Origin of the sequence: Fenollaria massiliensis (assembly GCF_000312505.2) — a bacterium.
Lineage (GTDB): Bacteria > Bacillota > Clostridia > Tissierellales > Peptoniphilaceae > Fenollaria > Fenollaria massiliensis.
In genome coordinates, this window is record NZ_HG326228.1 from 124,711 (window position 1) to 143,144 (window position 18,434).

Sequence of the window (18,434 nt, forward strand, 5' to 3'; positions counted from 1 at the left end):
AGCATGAAAAAGAAATTAGCTATAATTATTTCACTAATCTTAGTCGCTATCTTTTCTGTAAATTTAGTTGCAGCCTCATATAAGGACCTTGATGGACACTGGGCAAAGGACTATATAGACGATGGCGGAGCACTAGAATTATTCGATAAGCGTGAAGATGGAAGCTTTGGCGCAAATGAAAAGCTTAGCAGAGCTGAATTGATTCAAGCGATAAATAGATTAACTGGAGTTATTGAAGAAAGTGATATTAGCTTTACTGATATAAAAGAGGATGACCCTTATTACAAAGAATATAAAAAGGCTGTTTACACAGGTTTTATTGAAAACAAAGCTGATAAGGCTGAGCCAAAGAAGTTAGTAAGTAGAAGTGAAACAGTTGCAATGCTTGCCATTGTTTATGGTATAGACGCAAAAGAAGATGAAGGTGTTTTCACTGACCTTGAAGGAGTAAAGGAAGCTGGCTATATAAACGCATTGAATGCACTTGGCCTTCTTATCGGTTACCCTGACGGAACATTTAAGCCGAATGACAATATTACAAGAGCTGAATTTATATCGCTTGTAGCAGTTATTTATAAAAGACTTGGTACACCAGTTAGATATCCAGCTAATTACAAAGACGCTGACAAGTCCGAGCTTAAGAAGCTATTAATGAATGGCATGGGCTATGCAAAGAAGGCAAGTGATGAGCTAGCAAATGCTTATGAATTTGCTTATGCAAACGCAAAACTTGTTTTAAATAATAAAAAGGCAATAGTAAGTGAAATTGAAAGTGCTTGTGAAAAACTTTCAGACGCGATAGATGCTATAAAAGAAGAAAATGCTGAGACTAAGAGTGATGAGGCTAAAGTTGAAGAAGCAAGTAGTGATAAAGATGAGCTTAAAGATTTAATCAAGATGGCAGACGCTATGATTAAGATGGCTGATAGTGATTATTACAAGGATAATTACGAAAGAGCTCTAGACAATTTAAAAACTGTTCTTGGAAATGCAAAAGAAATTTTAAAATATGACGAAATAAGTGAAGAGGACCTAGAAGGAGCAAAGACTGCTCTTGAAGATGGCATAAATGCTCTTTACGCAGATCAAAATGCTATTGACGAGATAAAGGATGCTATTAATTATCTAAAAGATCTTAATAAAGATATTAAAAATGCTGATGTAAATGGATTGATTGAAGAAGCTGAAAAGCTTATCGTATCAAAGCCAATGCATGATGAAGCTGATGATATGTTATATAAGCTTGATGACGCTATAAACATGCTTCTTAATACAATGGATGAAAATTCGAAATTAGCTGAGATGATGAAGGAAGCTCTAAAGAATTTAAAAGCCATCACTCAAGGCAGAATCAGTGATCTTGAAGATAAATCCTATACATTAATAAGGCTTATCAATAGAAATAAAAATCATAAGGATGAGGACGAAAAAGAAAATCTTTACAAGGCATTAGATGATACAAGCAAAGTTAAAGAAGCTTATGATAACGCAGTTCAAGACCTAAAAGATATGTCTGAAGAAGTAAAATACTACGAAGGACTTATTGAGGACTTTGGTCTAAATGAAAAAAATGAAGAAAGATTAGCCGTAGAAGAAATTTTAGCTCTTGCTAAAACAGCTTCAAGGGGCTATGGCAAGATAAGTACAGCTAAAATAAGTGAAATTTGGGATAAATTAGACAGCATTCAAGAAACACTTGCATCAGAAATTGATTTAGACACACAAATTTCAAAAGCAGAAGATTTTATTAAGTCAAATAAAATTAAGCTAAATAAAGATGACGCAGCTTTAATTGATTCAGCATCTGATATATTAACACAAGAAAAGCTAGTTAAGGAAGATATCGATGCTAAGAAAAAAGCTCTTGAAGAATTAGTAACAAGATTGTACAAAGACATTAAAGATGTTAAAGATGCTAAAGAAAGTATAAAGACAGCTGATGATATACTAAAATATGATTCAAGTCTTAAGAATCTTATAAATAAAAAGAAGGCTCTTCAAGGCGCAATCGCAAGTAAAAATAATGCTGCCATCAAAAAAGCTAATAAAGAACTTAATTCTGAAATAGCAAAAATTTTACCAATCAAGTTTATTTACAATTCTAGAGATATCGAAGGACAAATAGTAAGCTTTGATATGAAGGGCGACATGACGATGGATGAGGTAAAAAGACTTGTTTACGCTATATATCCATGTGGCACAGGACTTAATTCACACGCTATGAAAATAAATGTAACAAGCGAAACAAATCAAGATCTTGCAGTTAGAGACGCTTCTAAAAAGATTGTTAAGTTTAGAAAGCCAAGCAACAAAGAAAAGATAAGAATTAAATTCTCTTATGATTTCGCTGGTAGGACTTATTCAGCAACACTTGAGTATAGACCAGAAGAAAAAGCAAAAAGATTTAAAAATATCTTAGGTATATATAGAGCGCTTGAGGGTGAAGCAATTGATGAAGAATTCTTCAAGACTTATGAAGGAGCCGAGGCAGCCCTATTTGACACAGTTACATCAAAAGATGTAAGCGATGAACTTAAAGTTAAGGTAATGAAGGACGGAAAAGAAATAGAATTAAACGAAGAGACAAATAAGCTTAAAAAAGGCGAGTACGATTTAATATTCTACTACCTAGATGGCAAAGAAGAGATTGTCTACGAAGCAAGTTCAAAACTTATAGTTGATAAAACTCTTAACACAAAAGAATTACTTTATATATTCAATCCAGATGATGCATCATACTTTGTTCCAATGAGGAATGCTGATGGAAGACTTGTCTTTGCTTTTGACATAAAGAGCAAAAACTTCAAGTTACCTAGTACAGTTAAGATATTTAATCAAGATAGCGGAGAAGCTTTCTTAAATAAAGATGGCAAGAGCGATATCAAGATTAAATTCATCGACGCAGCTACTAAGGACATAAATAAAAAAGAAGATATTAAGGGACAAATATATCTAATGCTTCTTGAAGATGTTGAGGGCAGCTTAGGCGACAGAAATGTAACACTTAAGACTGGAGATATAGCCGAAGTATCCGTAATTAAATAAGTTAAAATTGATTTATACTAGAGAGGCTTTTATAAGTCTCTCTTTTATTTTGCCTTGTGATGCATAAATATTTTTTCTTGAAAGGGGTCAATCGATTTATATTTTTATCTTAGAAAAAAATTTTGTAAACATTTTGTATAAATAATAATATCAATTTCATTTGCCTTTGTATTGATAAATCATCATTTTTGTGGTAAAATTAAGTTTAGAGGTTGATATAATGACAGAGCTTTTAAAAATTACTGATGATAATATAAAATTATGCGCTGAAGAGATCAAAAGAGGCGGTCTCGTTGCTTTTCCGACTGAAACTGTATATGGTTTAGGTGCAGATGGATTAAATGCCGAGGCTGTTAAAAAAATTTATGAAGCAAAGGGCAGGCAAAGTGATAACCCTCTGATACTTCATATAGCGTCAAGAGAAATGATAGAGCCGCTTGCTTATTATGAGAGTAAATATGATGATTTGCTTGATGCTTTTTGGCCAGGACCTATGACTATAATTTTAAAGAAAAAGGAAATTGTTCCAAGCGTCATCACTGCTGGTCTTGATAGCGTCGCTATACGTATGCCATCAAGTGATGTGGCGAGAAAATTAATTGAGTATGCAGGCACACCCATAGCCGCGCCAAGCGCGAATATATCTGGCTATCCATCGCCAACCTGCGCTGAGCATGTATATAAGGACCTTCACGGCAAGCTTAATTACATACTAGATGGCGAGATGAGTGAGGTCGGTATAGAATCAACTGTCATTGACCTAAGTAGAGACAAGGTGCGCATCTTAAGACCTGGAAAAATCTCATTAGAGGATTTACAAAAAATTCTTCCTGAGGCAGAGTATGATGAGGCCATCACTGACGATAAAGAAGTGAAAAAACCAATCAGCCCAGGACAAAAATACACGCATTACAAGCCAAATGCAAAAGTAGTCATCATCATGGGTGAGGGCGAAGAGCTTATCAAGAAGATGAAGGCCGAGTATGAAGTAAATCTTGATAAAAAACCAGTTATTTTTACGCTTAAGGAATATGAAGATGAGTTTAAGAATTTTAATACTATGGACTTAGGCTCAATCAAAGAGCCCATCAGTATATCGCACAATATATTTAACTTATTAAGAACTGCCGATGACAAAGGTTTTGGCTATATAATTTTGCAAGGATATGAGCGCAAAGGCATTTTCATGGCGATTATGAATAGAATCATCAAGTCGTCGGGCCACAATATAAAGTATTGAAAATAAAAATTTTATATGATAAAATTGTAAAGGAGAGGTATCATGAGAAAGATAGGCATAGCATCAGATCACGGAGGATTTGAATTAAAAGAAAAATTAAAGAACTACCTTAAGGAAAAAGGTATTGAAGTTATTGATTATGGAACTAATTCAACTGAATCAGTTGATTATCCAGTTTATGGCAAGAAGGCTGCAAATGGCGTTGTAGCTGGCGAAGTAGAAAAAGCTGTCGTTATCTGCGGCACAGGCATAGGCATTTCACTTGCTGCAAACAAGGTAGAAGGCATTAGATGCGCTCTTTGCACTAACGAGTACATGGCGAAGATGTCTAGAAATCATAACGACGCAAACATGCTAGCTCTTGGAGCACGAGTAATCGGTGATGAACTTGCTAAGTCTATACTTGATACATTTTTAGCTGAAGAATTTTTAGCAGGAAGACATAAAAGAAGAGTCGATTTAATCGAAAATTGTTAGGAGGGTATTATGGTAACTGTATTTGATCATCCACTTATTAAACACAAACTAAGCATATTAAGAATGAAGCAAACTGGCACAAAGCAATTTAAGGAGATAGTTACAGAGCTATCTATGCTTATGGGCTACGAAGTAACTAGAGACTTACAATTAGAAGAAATGCCTATAGAGACACCTATATGCAAAACTGTTGGCTATAGCTTAGCTGGCAAGAAGATTGCGCTAGTACCAATACTTAGAGCTGGTCTTGGTATGGTAGACGGCATGTTAAGCTTATTACCAGCAGCAAAAGTTGGCCACATAGGTCTATATAGAGATCCAAAGACTTATGAACCAGTTGAATACTACTGCAAGCTTCCTTCAGATATTGATAAAAGAGAGGTTATAGTACTTGACCCAATGCTAGCAACTGGCGGAAGTGCCACAGCTGCTATAGATTTCTTAAAGAAGAGAGGCGCAAAGCACATAAAGCTTGTAAACATCATCGCTGCTCCAGAAGGAGTTGAATACGTAAAGAGCCATCACCCAGATGTTGACATCTATGTAGCGAATGTTGATGAAAAGCTTAATGAGCACAAATACATCGTTCCAGGACTTGGAGACGCAGGAGACAGACTTTTCGGAACTAAGTAGGTGAATTAATTGAGGAGAATATATTTTGCGGCATTTGTAAGTTTAGTTCTTGGACTAATATTTACAAAGCTTCAAATACGTTTGTCTAAAAAATTTGGCTTTATAGACGTTCCTAAGGATCAAAGACGCATGCATACTGATTCTATCCCGACTTGTGGGGGATTTGCTATGTATTTCGCAATCTTTATCCCATATATGATACTTTATAAGTTTACTCCAAGGAACACAGCTATATTCATAGGTGCAACGATCATCATGCTATCTGGTTTTTACGATGACATTCATGACCTTAAGCCGAAATACAAAGTATTATTTCAACTCATAGCTTCACTTATCGTTTATTTTTTAGGCAATATCAGGATAATGAACATAGGTAACCCATTTATAGATAATAATTTATTGAGCTTGGGCTTACTTTCTCTGCCTGTAACACTATTTTGGATAGTTGGCGTAACTAACATCATAAATTTAATAGACGGACTCGATGGTCTAGCAGGCGGCATTGTCTTTATCTCGTCAATGACTTTAGCTGTGGTATCTGTTTCGTATGAACAGTACTCACTTACAGCACTTTGCTTATGCGTTGGACTAAGCTACTTAGCTTTTTTAAAATATAATTTTGCTCCGGCAAAAATATTTATGGGCGATACAGGCGCTTTACTCGCTGGATTCATGCTTGCTGTAATCACAATACAAGGAGCAATGAAGGCAGTCGCAGCCATAGGTATCATAGTACCAATCATGATACTTGGTCTACCTGTCTTTGATACGACATTTGCAATGATTAGAAGACTTCTTAGCGGAAGATCCATTGCCTCGGCTGATAAAGGCCACTTGCATCATAGACTTTTAAGAAAATATTCGACAAAAAAGACAGTTTTGATACTATATACGATATCAGCGATATTTTCAATCTTTGGTATACTTGTGATGAAGCTTAGAAATACTGTGTCTGTGCTTATGTCTGGAATTATATTTATGATAATAGTTTTTTTAGCATATAAGATTGGATTATTTAAGGATGGTGAAAATTGAAAGCTTTAGTAATATTTGGAACAAGGCCTGAAGGTATAAAGATGGCACCTATTATTAAAGAGCTTAAAAAAGCTGATGGCGTTGAGCTTGTAACGTGTATAACAAGTCAACACAGAGAGCTTTTGGACTCGGTAATAAAGGTTTTTGATCTTGAAATTGATTATGATTTGAATATATTTGAAAAAGGACAGACTTTGACTGATATAACTGTAAGATCCTTAAAGGGTTTGGAGGAAGTTATCAAAAAGGAAAAGCCTGACGTTGTTTTGGTTCAAGGCGATACAACGACTGTGTTTGCTGGAGCACTTGAGGCTTTTTATAATGGTGTTAAGATAGGTCACGTTGAAGCTGGTCTTCGTAGTGGCAATATTTTAAGTCCATTCCCAGAAGAAGCAAATAGAAAACTAACTGGCATCATGACTGACTTTCATTTCTGCCCAACACAGAGGGCAAAGGAAAACCTTATCAAGGAAGGCTATGACGAAAAAAAGCTTTACATAACTGGTAATACTGTTATAGACGCACTTTTAATGACTGCCGATAAGGTCGATTCATTTACAAGAGATGATTTAAAAAAGATAGATTTAAGTAAAAGATTAATTCTTCTTACTTCACATAGAAGAGAGAATCAAGGCGAGCCTATGGAAAATATCTTCGGTGCAGTAAGAAAAATTGCTGATGAGTTTAACGATGTTAACATAGTTTTTCCTATGCATCCAAATCCAAGAGTTAGAGAGCTTGCTAAAAAGCATTTAGACGGAGCAGATAATGTAATTTTAACTGAACCGGTTGAGTATGAAGACATGGCTTATATACTTAAACATGCCTACATGGTAGTGACTGACTCGGGTGGACTTCAAGAGGAAGCACCAGCACTAGGCGTACCAGTTCTTGTTATTAGACGCGAGACTGAAAGACCAGAAGGCATTGAGTATGGCACTGCAAAGCTTGTCGGAACTGAATTTGATAGCGTTTATAACAATATGAAGACGCTACTAACAGATAAAGACGAGTACACTAAGATGCATAAGGCCATAAACCCTTATGGTGACGGCAATAGCGCCAAAATGATTAAAGATATATTAATAAGAGAGGTAAAATAATGAAATTAGGTTTAGTAGGACTACCAAACGTAGGTAAGTCAACACTTTTCAATGCCATTACAAAGGCGGGAGCAGAGGTAGCAAACTACCCTTTCTGCACCATAGATCCTAACGTTGGCGTCGTTGAAGTGCCAGACGAGAGACTAAAAATATTAACAGAAGTAAATAAATCGAAAAAAACTATACCAGCAGTGATTGAATTTTATGATATAGCTGGTCTAGTTAAGGGCGCATCAAAGGGCGAGGGCCTTGGCAATAAATTCTTATCACATATAAGGGAAGTAGAAGCCATAGTTCACGTGCTAAGAGTTTTTGAAGACGAAAACATCGTTCATGTTGATGGAAGCATTGACCCACTAAGAGACATAGAGACTATTAACCTAGAATTAATCTTCTCTGACCTTGATATGGTTGAAGCAAGAATACAAAAATTAATAAAGCAAGTGAAGGGCGATAAGTCTTTGCAAAGTGAGCTTGATTTATTAAATGAAGTGAAAAAAGTTCTTGAACAAGGAAAGTCAGCGAGAGTCTTGGATCTAAATGATGATCAAAAGGCTATGCTTAGAGGTTTTAATTTGCTTAGCCAAAAGCCAATAATTTATGTTTTAAATGTGTCTGAAGATGATTACATCAATGATTTAAAGAACAATAAGTACGTCGATAAACTAAAAGCATTCGCTGCTGAAGAAGGCTCCGAGATAGTTCCTATCTCTGTTAAGATTGAAGAAGAGATGAGCGAGCTTGATGACGAAGAAAGAAAAGCCTTTTTAGAGGACATGGGCATAAAAGAATCGGGTCTAGATAAATTAATCAAAAAGAGCTACGAGCTTCTTGGTTTAATGAGCTTTTTAACAACTGGTGAAGATGAGACAAGGGCGTGGACTATTAAAAAAGGCACAAAAGCTGTTGATGCAGCTGCCAAAATTCACTCAGATATCGCTAGAGGCTTTATACGCGCGGAAGTTGTTAGCTACGATGACCTTGTTGCGAACGATATGTCCATGAACAAAGTAAAAGAAAAGGGTCTTATGAGACTAGAAGGCAAGGACTATATTATGCAAGAAGGAGATATAGTTTACTTTAGGTTTAATGTATAATGAAAATTTTAGAATATGATGAAAAATTAACTTTTAAGTCAAAGTACTACGATGAGGAAGCTGTTTTTCTTGATATTGAAACGACAGGACTTAGCCCCATGAGAAGCTTTATCTACCTCATCGGGCTAGTTTTTATTGACTTAAGTAAAAAATCTATGCGCATAACTCAGCTTATAGCTGAAGATAAGGATGAGGAAGAAGAAATTCTTAATCTGATGAACGAAAGACTAAAGGGCTACAAGACAGTAGTTACCTACAATGGCAATTCCTTTGACTTACCCTTCATTAAAAAAAGAGCTGAGCGCTACGGCATATACGTCACTGAGCCAAAGTCCTTTGATATGTATGAAAAACTAAGGCTGCACAAGGATACTTTGAATCTTGATGGACTTAAGCAAAAAAATATTGAGAAAAAGCTTGGCATCACTAGAGAAGACCGCTACAATGGCGGCGAGTGCATCAGTTTTTACAAAGATTATGCAAAAAATAAAAATCAAGAAAGTTTTGATAGATTTGTACTTCATAACTACGATGACCTTTTATATATGCCAGCAACTATGTCTATACTAGACCTTTTAGATGAGAAGATCACCATTGACATAGACGGACGCAAATATAAATTTGATAAGCACAGCATAAAAAAAGATCTTTTGATGATTGATTTTACTACGGATATGGGTATCAATACCTATGTAGAGGAAGCGGATTATTTCATTGAAGAAAATGAGCGCAATAGGCATCTTGAGTTTACGCTAAAAACTGGATATATGAAGGACGCACGTAAGGTTAAGTACCTTGACAAGAGCTCCTTAGGCAGACTAAAAAATGATGAATTTGATGGAGAAGATTCACTTGAAGATGGCATAGTTCCTATACGCATACAAAATAAATTATTTATTCGAAATATAATTAAATTAGGTAGTATTTAGGAGGTTAAGATGAAATTAGAACTTTATTACAAAGCTGAGTGTCCATTTTGCCAAAAGGTATTAAATTACATGATGGACAATTGTCAAATCAAGGACGTTGAACTTGTTGACATCAAAGAAGGAAACAATAACGAAGACTTAATTAAAAGAGGCGGCAAGGACCAAGTACCATGCTTATTCATAGATGGCAAGGCACTTTATGAATCGGACGATATAATTAAATATTTTAAAGAAAATTTTTAGGAGGTAAAATTATGGACTACAAAGATTTACCAGCACAAGAGGTTTTTCATTGGTTTAGAGAGATTAACCAAATCCCAAGAGGATCAGGCGACGAAAAAAGAATTTCCGATTTCCTATACAATTGGGCTAAGGAAAGAAATTTAGATGTGTGGCAAGACAAGGCACTAAACATCGTTATACACAAGGGTGCTACTAAGGGTTATGAAAATGCTCCAAAAGTTATTTTGCAAGGTCACATGGATATGGTTTGCGAAAAAACTTTAGATAGCGATCATGACTTTTCAAAAGATCCAATCGAGATGATAGTTGACGGCGACTACCTAAGAGCAAATAATACAACACTTGGCGCTGACGATGGTATAGCAGTTGCTATGGCGCTTGCAGTTCTTGACTCAAAAGAAATTGAGCACCCAGCAATCGAAGCAGTATTTACAACTGCAGAAGAAACTTCCATGGTAGGAGCGCTTAATTTAACAAACGAACACTTAAGCGGAGACTACTTATTCAACATAGACTCTGAAGAAGAAGGCATATTCTTATCTTCAAGCTCAGGTGGAGTTAATAGTGAATCCAAATTCAAAGTAGAATACAAAGATAACGACAAAAAAGCTTTAGAAATAACACTTAAAGGCTTTACAGGCGGACACAGCGGCATGGAAATCATCAAGCAAAGAGCAAACGCTATCAAAGTTTTAGCAAGACTTTTAAATGAATGCAACTGCGATAAATTAAAATTAGTTTCAATCGAAGGCGGTACTAAGCACAATGCAATTGCCAACGTTGCCAAAGCTACTATAGTTCATACAGATTACGCTAAAGTTAAAGAAGCAATGAATGAATTATTCAGCCATATCAAAAAAGATTATCATGTAGAAGATCCAAATATGACACTTGAATTTAAAGAAGTCAAAGCAGATAAACGCATGACAAAGAAAGATACAGATAGAATTATAAACTTCTTAATGCTTGCTCCACACGGCGTTATATACATGTCTAAGGACATAGAAGGCCTTGTAATGACAAGCTGTAACGCAGCTATATTAAGAACTGAAGGAAATAACGTGAACTATCTATGCTCAATCAGAAGCTCATCAGATGCAGCACTTGTTGAAGTAAGAGAACAAGTTAGAATCATGACAGAAGTACTTGGCGGCAAGGTAGAATTATCAGAAGCATATCCATCTTGGGAATTTGATGAGGACCCAGTACTAAGAGACTTAGTAAGTAAAGTATATAAGGAAGAAACAGGCAAAGACGCAGAAGTAAGCGCTATACACGCAGGACTTGAATGCGGTCTACTAAAACAAATCTTACCAGATACTAAGATGATAAGCTTTGGACCAAACATCTACGACGTTCATACAGCTAGAGAGCATCTAGATATTAAGTCAACTGAAAGAATGTGGCACTTCCTAAAGGCGCTACTAAAAGCAGTTAAATAAGCTTATTCTTATCAAAATTGCGTCTAAGGCTCGTAACGAATGCCTCTATATCCTCGACGTGCAACAGCACGACTCCGGTATATCGCATTCTAGACTTCGCCTTTTGCATCATGGCGCAAAGGTTATCGTACATTTATGTACGATGCCTTCTTTTGCCTACAGAATACTTTCAAATTAAAACAGGCAAATCCATCTGTTTTCTCTTTGAAATAAGCAGGATAGATATATATAGAAAATATTTCCTAAGCAATTAGAGAAAAACTAAAATTAAATTATACGAAGGTAGTATGAAAAACATATTACCTTCTTTTTTTATTTGTGCTATAATATATTCAAGAAAGGAGTCAATATGAACTATATTACTTGTGGCGATAGAAATAATAAGTCCTTAGTCTTTATTCATGGACTTGCGTCGACTGCTGAGCTATGTTTTGGAGCGCTTTTGCCACATTTAAGTGATTATTACGTTGTTTTATGCGAACTTGATTGTCATTATGATGAGAGCAAAAAAGATATTTTCTCAATGAATGATTGTATAGAAGACATTGAAAATTATATAATAAATAATTTATCAGGCGAAGTTTATGGCTTATGCGGTTTTTCAATGGGCGCGACCATGGCAGTTGATCTTGTTTCAAGAGCAAGTATAAGAGCAGAGAGACTTTTTCTTGACGCAGCCATCACCATAGAAATGGGTCTTGCGGCAAAACCATTCGCCTATGCTTTTGCTATAGGAACGGATAGGATTAAAAAAGGAAAATTTATACCAAAGTTCATGCTTGACTACTTTATGGGCAAGGGCAATGATAGCGCAAGTGAGATGATGTATACAAATATCACTAAGAAGACCATTTTAAACGCTTGTAAGACTTTGTATCACTATCATGTTTCAGATAATCTGAAAAATTTTAACAAGCCAGTTTCATTTTTGCTGGGCAGCGAAGAAGCTATACCCAAAAAGAGCGAGGCAGTTTTGAGAAAATATTTACCGCAAATGAAGACCGAAGTTTTCGAAGGCAAGGGACACGGTCAATTCTTACACGAAGAACCTAAATTATACGCAGAAAAATTATTAGATTTTCTTAAATAAAAATATTATATATATAAAGAAATGCACCTCTCATGAAGTGCATTTTAAAATTTACTTTTTAATTTTCTTAAGCTGCGATGGAAGGCAGCCTTTGTATCTTTTGTAAAGTGTTGAGAACCTGCTTTGAGATGCATATCCAACAGATTTTGCGATGGATTTGGCATCAAGATCAGTTGTTAGTATTAGGTTTTCAGCGACATTCATCCTTTTTCTTTGAGTGAACTCAGTTATGCTCACACCGTATTTCTTTTTAAAAGTGTATTTAAGCTTAGTCGGACTCATCATTGCAATTTTTGATAAAAGATCTTCTTTTAAATTCATGGAGAAGTGATCCTCGATATATTTTGCAACGCTGGTGATGGCTCTGTCATCGTCTTGAGGGAGTTTTACATTATCTTTTTCATCAGCTATAGCACTTAAAGATATTGCTATCCACTCCTTAGCTTTTTTTTCAAAAATAATTTTGCATCTTCCGCATCCATCTTGCACTTAAGTATCTCCATCGCTATCTTTTCAATCTTTTTTGATACTTTTCCTTTATTTTCTACAAATATTGAAGCAATTTTTGTTTTATTAAGATTATTCCTTTTAAAAAATTCATCATCTAGAAAACTTTCTTTAATCTTTAAGCTCACAGCGCTATATCTAGAATTTTTATGCAAAACATATTTCATAACAGGCTTTGTCCTATCTATTATATATAAAGTTTTTGGCTCAACTACCTGATAAGGGTAGAAGGTTTCGCCCGAAGCAGATATGATGTATATAGATAAAATATAGAAAAAATTAAAAATATCAGGCACATCCTTATAAATAACATCATCAAGCATTGTTAAATCATTTATATCAAAAATAAAATCATCAGTTTCGTAAAACCAGTAGTAGCCCTTGATATTTTCTTCATTTATTAAATAAGTTTCGCCAAGCTTTGGAAATTGCTTAGGATTTTCAATCCTTTCCTTAGCGTATAATTTAATTAAGTCTTTAAATTTATTCATAGCTTCAACTCCATTATCACAATTAGCCAATATATCAAAAAGATATATCTTTTAAATATATTGTAGCACAATTTGAACTCTAGTACAATAGATACACATAAAAAGTTAGCTATATCTAACAAAAGTTTTACTTTTTTATTTTTTATATCTTATATGTCTAAATAAGATAGATAATGAAAGTTTTTTAAATCTCATAAAAAAATGCACTTCAAGTACGAAGTGCATTACATTTATCTAAATTATTTAGTTTTTATATCAATACCTTTTTCTTTAAGTTTTTTGTCCTTGTATATGCCAAGCAGTGTATATATAGTTGAAAACAAGGGAACAAAAAGTATCATACCGATGATGCCAAAGAGTGCACCGCCGACTGTGATTGCGACAATTACAAACATTGCAGGTAGTCCTACCTTGTTACCAACTATCCTTGGATAAGTTACATTGCCGTCGAATTGTTGCAAGACTACTACAAATATTATAAACATCAAAGCCTTGAACGGCGATTGAAGTAGTATAAGCAGTGCGCCAGTGAAAACACCGATGTAGGCACCTAGTATTGGTATCAAGGCACCAAGACCCATAATTATGGATATAGCTGGAGCGAATGGGAACCCAAATATCAGCATACCGACAAAGCACATAGAACCAAAGACCAAAGCCTCTATGAACTGACCAGTGAAGAAATTGTAGAAGTTGTCAAAAACTATCTCTCCAAACCTTACAAACTTGTCAGCCCATCTTTCAGGAAAAGCGGAGTATAAAAGCTCCTTAGTCTTTCTTGCTAGGTCCTCTTTGGACGATAAAGCATATATTGCAAATGTAAAGCCCATAAACATGGCGAATAGTGTGTTTAGAACTGAGCCAACCCTTGAAACTATAGTGTTAAATAAGTCGGAGTTAGCATTTTGAACGTAGTTGATAAGAGTTCTTTGAACACTGTTGATGTTTAGCTTAGAGAATAGTTCGTGAATATTTTCCTCATATTCTTTGAGCACTGGAAGCTTAACAAGTTGGTCCTCAAACTCAGGAAGTTTTTGCGCAACACTTATAATTGATTCTTGCACACGAGGCGCAACGATGTAGCCAAGAAGGAACATAATTGCAATCAGTATGCATATAGTAAGAAGCATGCATATAGCGCGCTTAAAACCAATTTTTTTAGGCTTCCACTTGCCAAAAATTTTCTCCTCGAATAGTTTTAGCGGAATATTTAGTATAAAAGCCACAAAACCACCCGCTAAGAATGGCGTGATTATACCTAAGAAAATGTTTAGATATGACCAAAGCGACTTTAAATTAGAGAGTGCCACGTATAAAATGACACCAAAGGCAACTATTTTAAAATAAAAGAATAATGACTTTTTATTGTATTTTTCGTCCATATTTCTGCCTCCTTCATACTTTAATTATACAATATAAAAGTAGCTAATTCAATACAAAATTAAAATTTACCTAAACTTTACACGCACTTAACCACAAAAAACACGAGATGATTTATAATATAGTTGTAAAAATTTTCAAATCAATAAAAGGAGTGTGTTAAATGAGATTAATGTCACTAGCATTTTCACTTATTAAGTATCCGTATATTTACAAGAAAGCGGACAAAATACACTTCAAGAAACCTCCAAATTAAAATTTACCTGGGAAAGAAGAGCTCGGCAGAGCTTTTCTTTTTCATAAAAATGAAAAATTTGTTTATTATTTAGTTTATTATAGGATAATTTATGGATACTGGCACACCTATAAGATTTTTTTATATAGTAAAATAAAGTGATTGACTTATATAATAATAGGTAGTATAATTAAAGTAACATTATATGTTTAGGTGGGTAATAATCTAGGACAATCTACCAAACAGTGGCAAGAAAGACTTGCTAATAAAGAAAGGAGTTTTAAAATGAAGAACGCAAAAAGAATTCTTAGCTTGATACTTGTACTAGCCATGATGCTTTCATCAGGTATCACGCTATACGCAGGAGGGGGGGGGTACTGGCTCTAGTGAAGAAGCTAAGTACACTGTAACAATTAATTTAAGCCCAGACATTGACCCAGGAGAGGAACTAGGATTAAAATATTATTCAAAAACAACGTACGTAGATGAAAAACTAACTTCTGGAGTTCAATTATGTGCAGGAGTAAAAATTAGCTATGATTGGAATCATGATTATAAGTACTATGCTAATGGTGTTGAATTTGATTATAATGGGTTTGAAATGCCAAAAGAGAATGTAACTATCGATGTGGTTAGGGACGGATATCATACGAAGAATTATATACTTGCTCGTGATGGGGTAAAAGAACCTGCACAATGGAAGACAGTGACTTTGAATGCTGGAGACGGAAAATTTGAAAAGCATGATAAAAATAGAACACCTTTAAAAACATTAACTTTTTATGTAAACCCACTGTATGAAGTTGAACTATTAAGAGCAGAAGAGAATGATGCATACTTTGAGTTCTATTCTTTATATGCGCCAGAAGGAAAAATTATAAGTAAGCCGGTAAAAAAACAATTCACTGCAAACGAAACAATAACTGTTGAATACAAAGCTATGCCAGAGATAACTTTGAACTTGCATAAGAAAGATAAAACAACTATTGATACAATAACAATACCTGGTAAAAGCACTTATGAAGACATCAAAAGCACAGTAAGATCTCATCAAAGTGAGCTAGGCGATGATGAAAAATTCGTGTGCTGGTCAACGGTAAAAGATCAACTTAATGATAGTTTTGCTTCAAAATATAATCCACAAAGTATTAATAGTTATAGGAATGTTAATGGAACAATACTTGAGGCTAAGTACGATGATTACCTAGATTATGATAGAAAATTCGTTGGAGCTAGATATGATGGTTTTAAAACAACTGTTGACTTATACGAAGTTGTAACAAAAAAGACTAATCCTGTTGTAAATACTTTTTCTGCATATGAGCATGAGTATCAAGGAGAGGTAGATTTATCATCATATAGATATGATGCAACATGTATAGTTAATCCAGATGCTAAAGAAAAATTCACTTTTGGTAATATAGCAGCAAGTAACCGTTTTGACAAAACTAAGCTTTATAAGATTACAGACTTAGTCGCTAAAACACATGTAGAGCTTGATTTAAGTGAAAAAATAACAAGTGATGTTGATACATTAGATATAATTAAAGATAATGAAGATAATCCGCACCCTACACTTTATGTTAAGGGAGAACCAAGAGTAAATTATACTAAAGAGAACGAAGCTAAACTTGATTTATCGCATATTGTTCTTGCTGTAGTGGATAAAGAAGATGAAAGAAAAGAAACTTATATACCGTTTGAAGATTTCAAAGCAAGAGGTATCAAAACTATTCCAGCAAATGAAGACATATTAGATGCTTCATACAATGGAAAATCAATTAAAGTAATGTATAATGGAAACTTTGCATATACAGAAGAGGCTTTGATTATTGAAAAAGAAAGCGCTTTGTATGTGCCTGTTTATGATAAGCTTGAGAAAAAGGTTGAAGATTTTGTAGCAACTAAAATAAAGTTTTTAGATGAAAAAAGCACAGAAACATCTAAGCCTGAAGCAAGCAAAAAACCTACAGCTTATAAAGTAACATTTGTAGGTGAAGGATTACCAGACGCAACTCTTTATGATAATGGACAATTCTACTATACAGTGAAAGAAGAGGATGCAGGTAAAACTATAAAATTACCAGTACTTATAACTTATAGAGACAGCTCAACAGACAACGCTGAAATAGTTATAAATGTTAAACCTCTTGATGATCAATCAGCAGCGCCAACTGTTGAAGATGTTGTGGAAGGTGCAACAGTTATCAATGGAACTGGTGTAGAAGGTGCGACTATAAAGATACTAAAAGGCACAGAAGTAATAGCTGAAAATATTGTTGTAGGTAACGATGGCAAGTGGAAGGCTGAAAATATCGATGCTACAAAGCTGAAAGCTGATGATAAGCTTACTATTGAACAAACTGAAAATGGTAAAAAACCAAATAGTATAGAAACAACAGTTAAAGCAAAGACAGTAACTCCAGAAGAAAAGAAAGATAACGAAAAGTATAATCCAACAGCAACAAATATAACAAAAAATTTTGGAGAAGCTACAACAGAAGATGAAGTAAAAGCAGCTGTAAGTGTAGCAGACTATCCACAAGATAAAGATGCATATACAGTAACAGTAGACGATCCAAGCAAATTGCCAGATGGACAAACAGCAGCAGACTTTAACGTAGCAGTAACAGTAACATATCCAGACCAATCAACTGATAAGCTTACAGTAAAAGTTACAGTTAAAGCAAAAGCACCAACTCCAGAAGATAAAGTATCTATAGCTCCAGCATATCATGGAAAAGTATACGCAAATCCTTCAAATCCACTACCTGGAGATTTAGTAAGATTAACTGCAATACCAGACAACGGATTTGAACTTGATTACTTTGATGTTAGAGATCAATTCGATAATCCAGTTAAAGTTTATGGCGATTACTTCTATATGCCAGATGGACCTGTAACTGTTTACCCTGTATTTAAAGAAATTGGCTCTTATCATAGACCATATTATCCAGATAATTACGAATATAGATACAGAAGAAACAGAAAAGATAATAACGAGGAAGATACTATTGTAGAAGAAAATCCAGTTAAAGTTTATGAGGCGATAGCTTTAGTAACAATAGGATCAAAAAAATTAGAAAAAACTGTCAATGGAGTTCATACAGTTACTCTTATGGATGTAGCTGCTCAAATTAAGAATGGTAGAACAATGATTCCTCTTAGATATGTAGCTGAAGCACTTGGCTTTAACGTTACATGGATTAAGGAAACAAGAACTGTAGTTATATATGACAATCAATTCAAAGTTGAAATACCTGTTGACACTAATAGAATCATTGTTAACGGTGTTAAGTTCGAAAGCGATGTTAAACCACAAATTGTAAACAACAGAACTTTACTTCCAATTGCAAATATTGCTAGAGCACTTGGATTAAAGGATGGTACAGACATTCTTTGGAACCCAGTAACAAGACAAGCAACAATAATTAGAAGAGTTTATTCAAAATAAAATATTGAATTTAAAAAAATATCCGTAGGGTTT

At 34.6% G+C, this 18,434-nt stretch carries 15 protein-coding genes; 12 read left to right on the plus strand and 3 right to left on the minus strand.

The features are described 5' to 3' along the window. Positions 1-3: 3 nt before the first annotated feature. From BN30_RS07520 to BN30_RS07570, 11 genes are all read left to right on the plus strand, one after another. A complete protein-coding gene (locus BN30_RS07520) occupies positions 4-3,045 on the plus strand; it encodes an S-layer homology domain-containing protein (RefSeq protein ID WP_019214895.1) in 3,042 nt (1,013 codons plus the stop codon). Positions 3,046-3,265: 220 nt separating this feature from the next. Further along, positions 3,266-4,285, plus strand: coding sequence for an L-threonylcarbamoyladenylate synthase (locus BN30_RS07525; RefSeq protein ID WP_019214896.1), 1,020 nt, complete (start codon positions 3,266-3,268; stop codon positions 4,283-4,285). A gap of 42 nt (positions 4,286-4,327) precedes the next feature. Beyond that, positions 4,328-4,762, plus strand: a complete 435-nt coding sequence (gene rpiB / locus BN30_RS07530) for a ribose 5-phosphate isomerase B (RefSeq protein WP_019214897.1) — start codon at positions 4,328-4,330, stop codon at positions 4,760-4,762. 9 nt (positions 4,763-4,771) lie between these two features. Further along, positions 4,772-5,395, plus strand: coding sequence for a uracil phosphoribosyltransferase (gene upp / locus BN30_RS07535; RefSeq protein WP_019214898.1), 624 nt, complete (start codon positions 4,772-4,774; stop codon positions 5,393-5,395). A 9-nt stretch (positions 5,396-5,404) separates the two neighbouring features. Next, a complete protein-coding gene (locus BN30_RS07540; RefSeq protein WP_019214899.1) occupies positions 5,405-6,430 on the plus strand; it encodes an MraY family glycosyltransferase in 1,026 nt (341 codons plus the stop codon). Next, the gene (wecB, locus tag BN30_RS07545) at positions 6,427-7,533 is read left to right on the plus strand and encodes a non-hydrolyzing UDP-N-acetylglucosamine 2-epimerase (RefSeq protein ID WP_019214900.1); all 1,107 of its coding nucleotides are present in this window, start codon (positions 6,427-6,429) and stop codon (positions 7,531-7,533) included. The genes BN30_RS07540 and wecB overlap by 4 nt, the downstream gene beginning before the upstream one ends. Next, a complete protein-coding gene (gene ychF, locus BN30_RS07550; protein ID WP_019214901.1) occupies positions 7,533-8,630 on the plus strand; it encodes a redox-regulated ATPase YchF in 1,098 nt (365 codons plus the stop codon). The genes wecB and ychF overlap by 1 nt, the downstream gene beginning before the upstream one ends. Beyond that, on the plus strand, positions 8,630-9,559 hold the full coding sequence (locus BN30_RS09710; RefSeq protein ID WP_019214902.1) for a ribonuclease H-like domain-containing protein: 930 nt from the start codon (positions 8,630-8,632) through the stop codon (positions 9,557-9,559). The genes ychF and BN30_RS09710 overlap by 1 nt, the downstream gene beginning before the upstream one ends. A 9-nt stretch (positions 9,560-9,568) precedes the next feature. Further along, positions 9,569-9,802, plus strand: a complete 234-nt coding sequence (locus BN30_RS07560; RefSeq protein ID WP_019214903.1) for a glutaredoxin family protein — start codon at positions 9,569-9,571, stop codon at positions 9,800-9,802. Positions 9,803-9,813: 11 nt separating this feature from the next. After that, complete coding sequence (locus BN30_RS07565) at positions 9,814-11,244, plus strand: aminoacyl-histidine dipeptidase (RefSeq protein WP_019214904.1); 1,431 nt, start codon at positions 9,814-9,816, stop codon at positions 11,242-11,244. A 349-nt stretch (positions 11,245-11,593) separates the two neighbouring features. Next, positions 11,594-12,334 carry an alpha/beta fold hydrolase gene (locus BN30_RS07570; RefSeq protein ID WP_019214905.1) on the plus strand — a complete coding sequence of 247 codons (741 nt, stop codon included), beginning with the start codon at positions 11,594-11,596 and terminating at the stop codon, positions 12,332-12,334. 51 nt (positions 12,335-12,385) lie between these two features. Here BN30_RS07570 and BN30_RS09420 read toward each other — a convergent pair whose 3' ends face one another. From BN30_RS09420 to BN30_RS07580, 3 genes are all read right to left on the minus strand, one after another. Beyond that, positions 12,386-12,823 (minus strand): helix-turn-helix domain-containing protein, encoded by a 438-nt coding sequence (locus BN30_RS09420; protein ID WP_195890980.1) that lies wholly within the window; start codon positions 12,821-12,823, stop codon positions 12,386-12,388. Then, the gene (locus BN30_RS10185; protein WP_195890981.1) at positions 12,763-13,332 is read right to left on the minus strand and encodes a hypothetical protein; all 570 of its coding nucleotides are present in this window, start codon (positions 13,330-13,332) and stop codon (positions 12,763-12,765) included. Before BN30_RS10185 ends, BN30_RS09420 begins: the two co-directional genes overlap by 61 nt. Positions 13,333-13,571: 239 nt before the next feature. Further along, entirely contained in the window at positions 13,572-14,714 is a 1,143-nt protein-coding gene (locus tag BN30_RS07580; RefSeq protein WP_019214906.1) for an AI-2E family transporter, read from the minus strand. Between the two features lie 834 nt (positions 14,715-15,548). Here BN30_RS07580 and BN30_RS07595 point away from each other — a divergent pair. After that, a complete protein-coding gene (locus BN30_RS07595) occupies positions 15,549-18,401 on the plus strand; it encodes a stalk domain-containing protein (RefSeq protein WP_019214909.1) in 2,853 nt (950 codons plus the stop codon). Positions 18,402-18,434: the final 33 nt, after the last annotated feature.

Bases quoted from the DNA above. Each gene is read 5' to 3' on its own strand.
- BN30_RS07520 (WP_019214895.1), top strand. From the start codon at position 4: ATGAAAAAGAAATTAGCTATAATTATTTCACTAATCTTAGTCGCTATC.
- BN30_RS07525 (WP_019214896.1), top strand. From the start codon at position 3,266: ATGACAGAGCTTTTAAAAATTACTGATGATAATATAAAATTATGCGCT.
- rpiB (WP_019214897.1), top strand. From the start codon at position 4,328: ATGAGAAAGATAGGCATAGCATCAGATCACGGAGGATTTGAATTAAAA.
- upp (WP_019214898.1), top strand. From the start codon at position 4,772: ATGGTAACTGTATTTGATCATCCACTTATTAAACACAAACTAAGCATA.
- ychF (WP_019214901.1), top strand. From the start codon at position 7,533: ATGAAATTAGGTTTAGTAGGACTACCAAACGTAGGTAAGTCAACACTT.
- BN30_RS09710 (WP_019214902.1), top strand. From the start codon at position 8,630: ATGAAAATTTTAGAATATGATGAAAAATTAACTTTTAAGTCAAAGTAC.
- BN30_RS07560 (WP_019214903.1), top strand. From the start codon at position 9,569: ATGAAATTAGAACTTTATTACAAAGCTGAGTGTCCATTTTGCCAAAAG.
- BN30_RS07565 (WP_019214904.1), top strand. From the start codon at position 9,814: ATGGACTACAAAGATTTACCAGCACAAGAGGTTTTTCATTGGTTTAGA.
- BN30_RS07570 (WP_019214905.1), top strand. From the start codon at position 11,594: ATGAACTATATTACTTGTGGCGATAGAAATAATAAGTCCTTAGTCTTT.
- BN30_RS10185 (WP_195890981.1), bottom strand. From the start codon at position 13,332: ATGAATAAATTTAAAGACTTAATTAAATTATACGCTAAGGAAAGGATT.
- BN30_RS07580 (WP_019214906.1), bottom strand. From the start codon at position 14,714: ATGGACGAAAAATACAATAAAAAGTCATTATTCTTTTATTTTAAAATA.
- BN30_RS07595 (WP_019214909.1), top strand. From the start codon at position 15,549: ATGCCAAAAGAGAATGTAACTATCGATGTGGTTAGGGACGGATATCAT.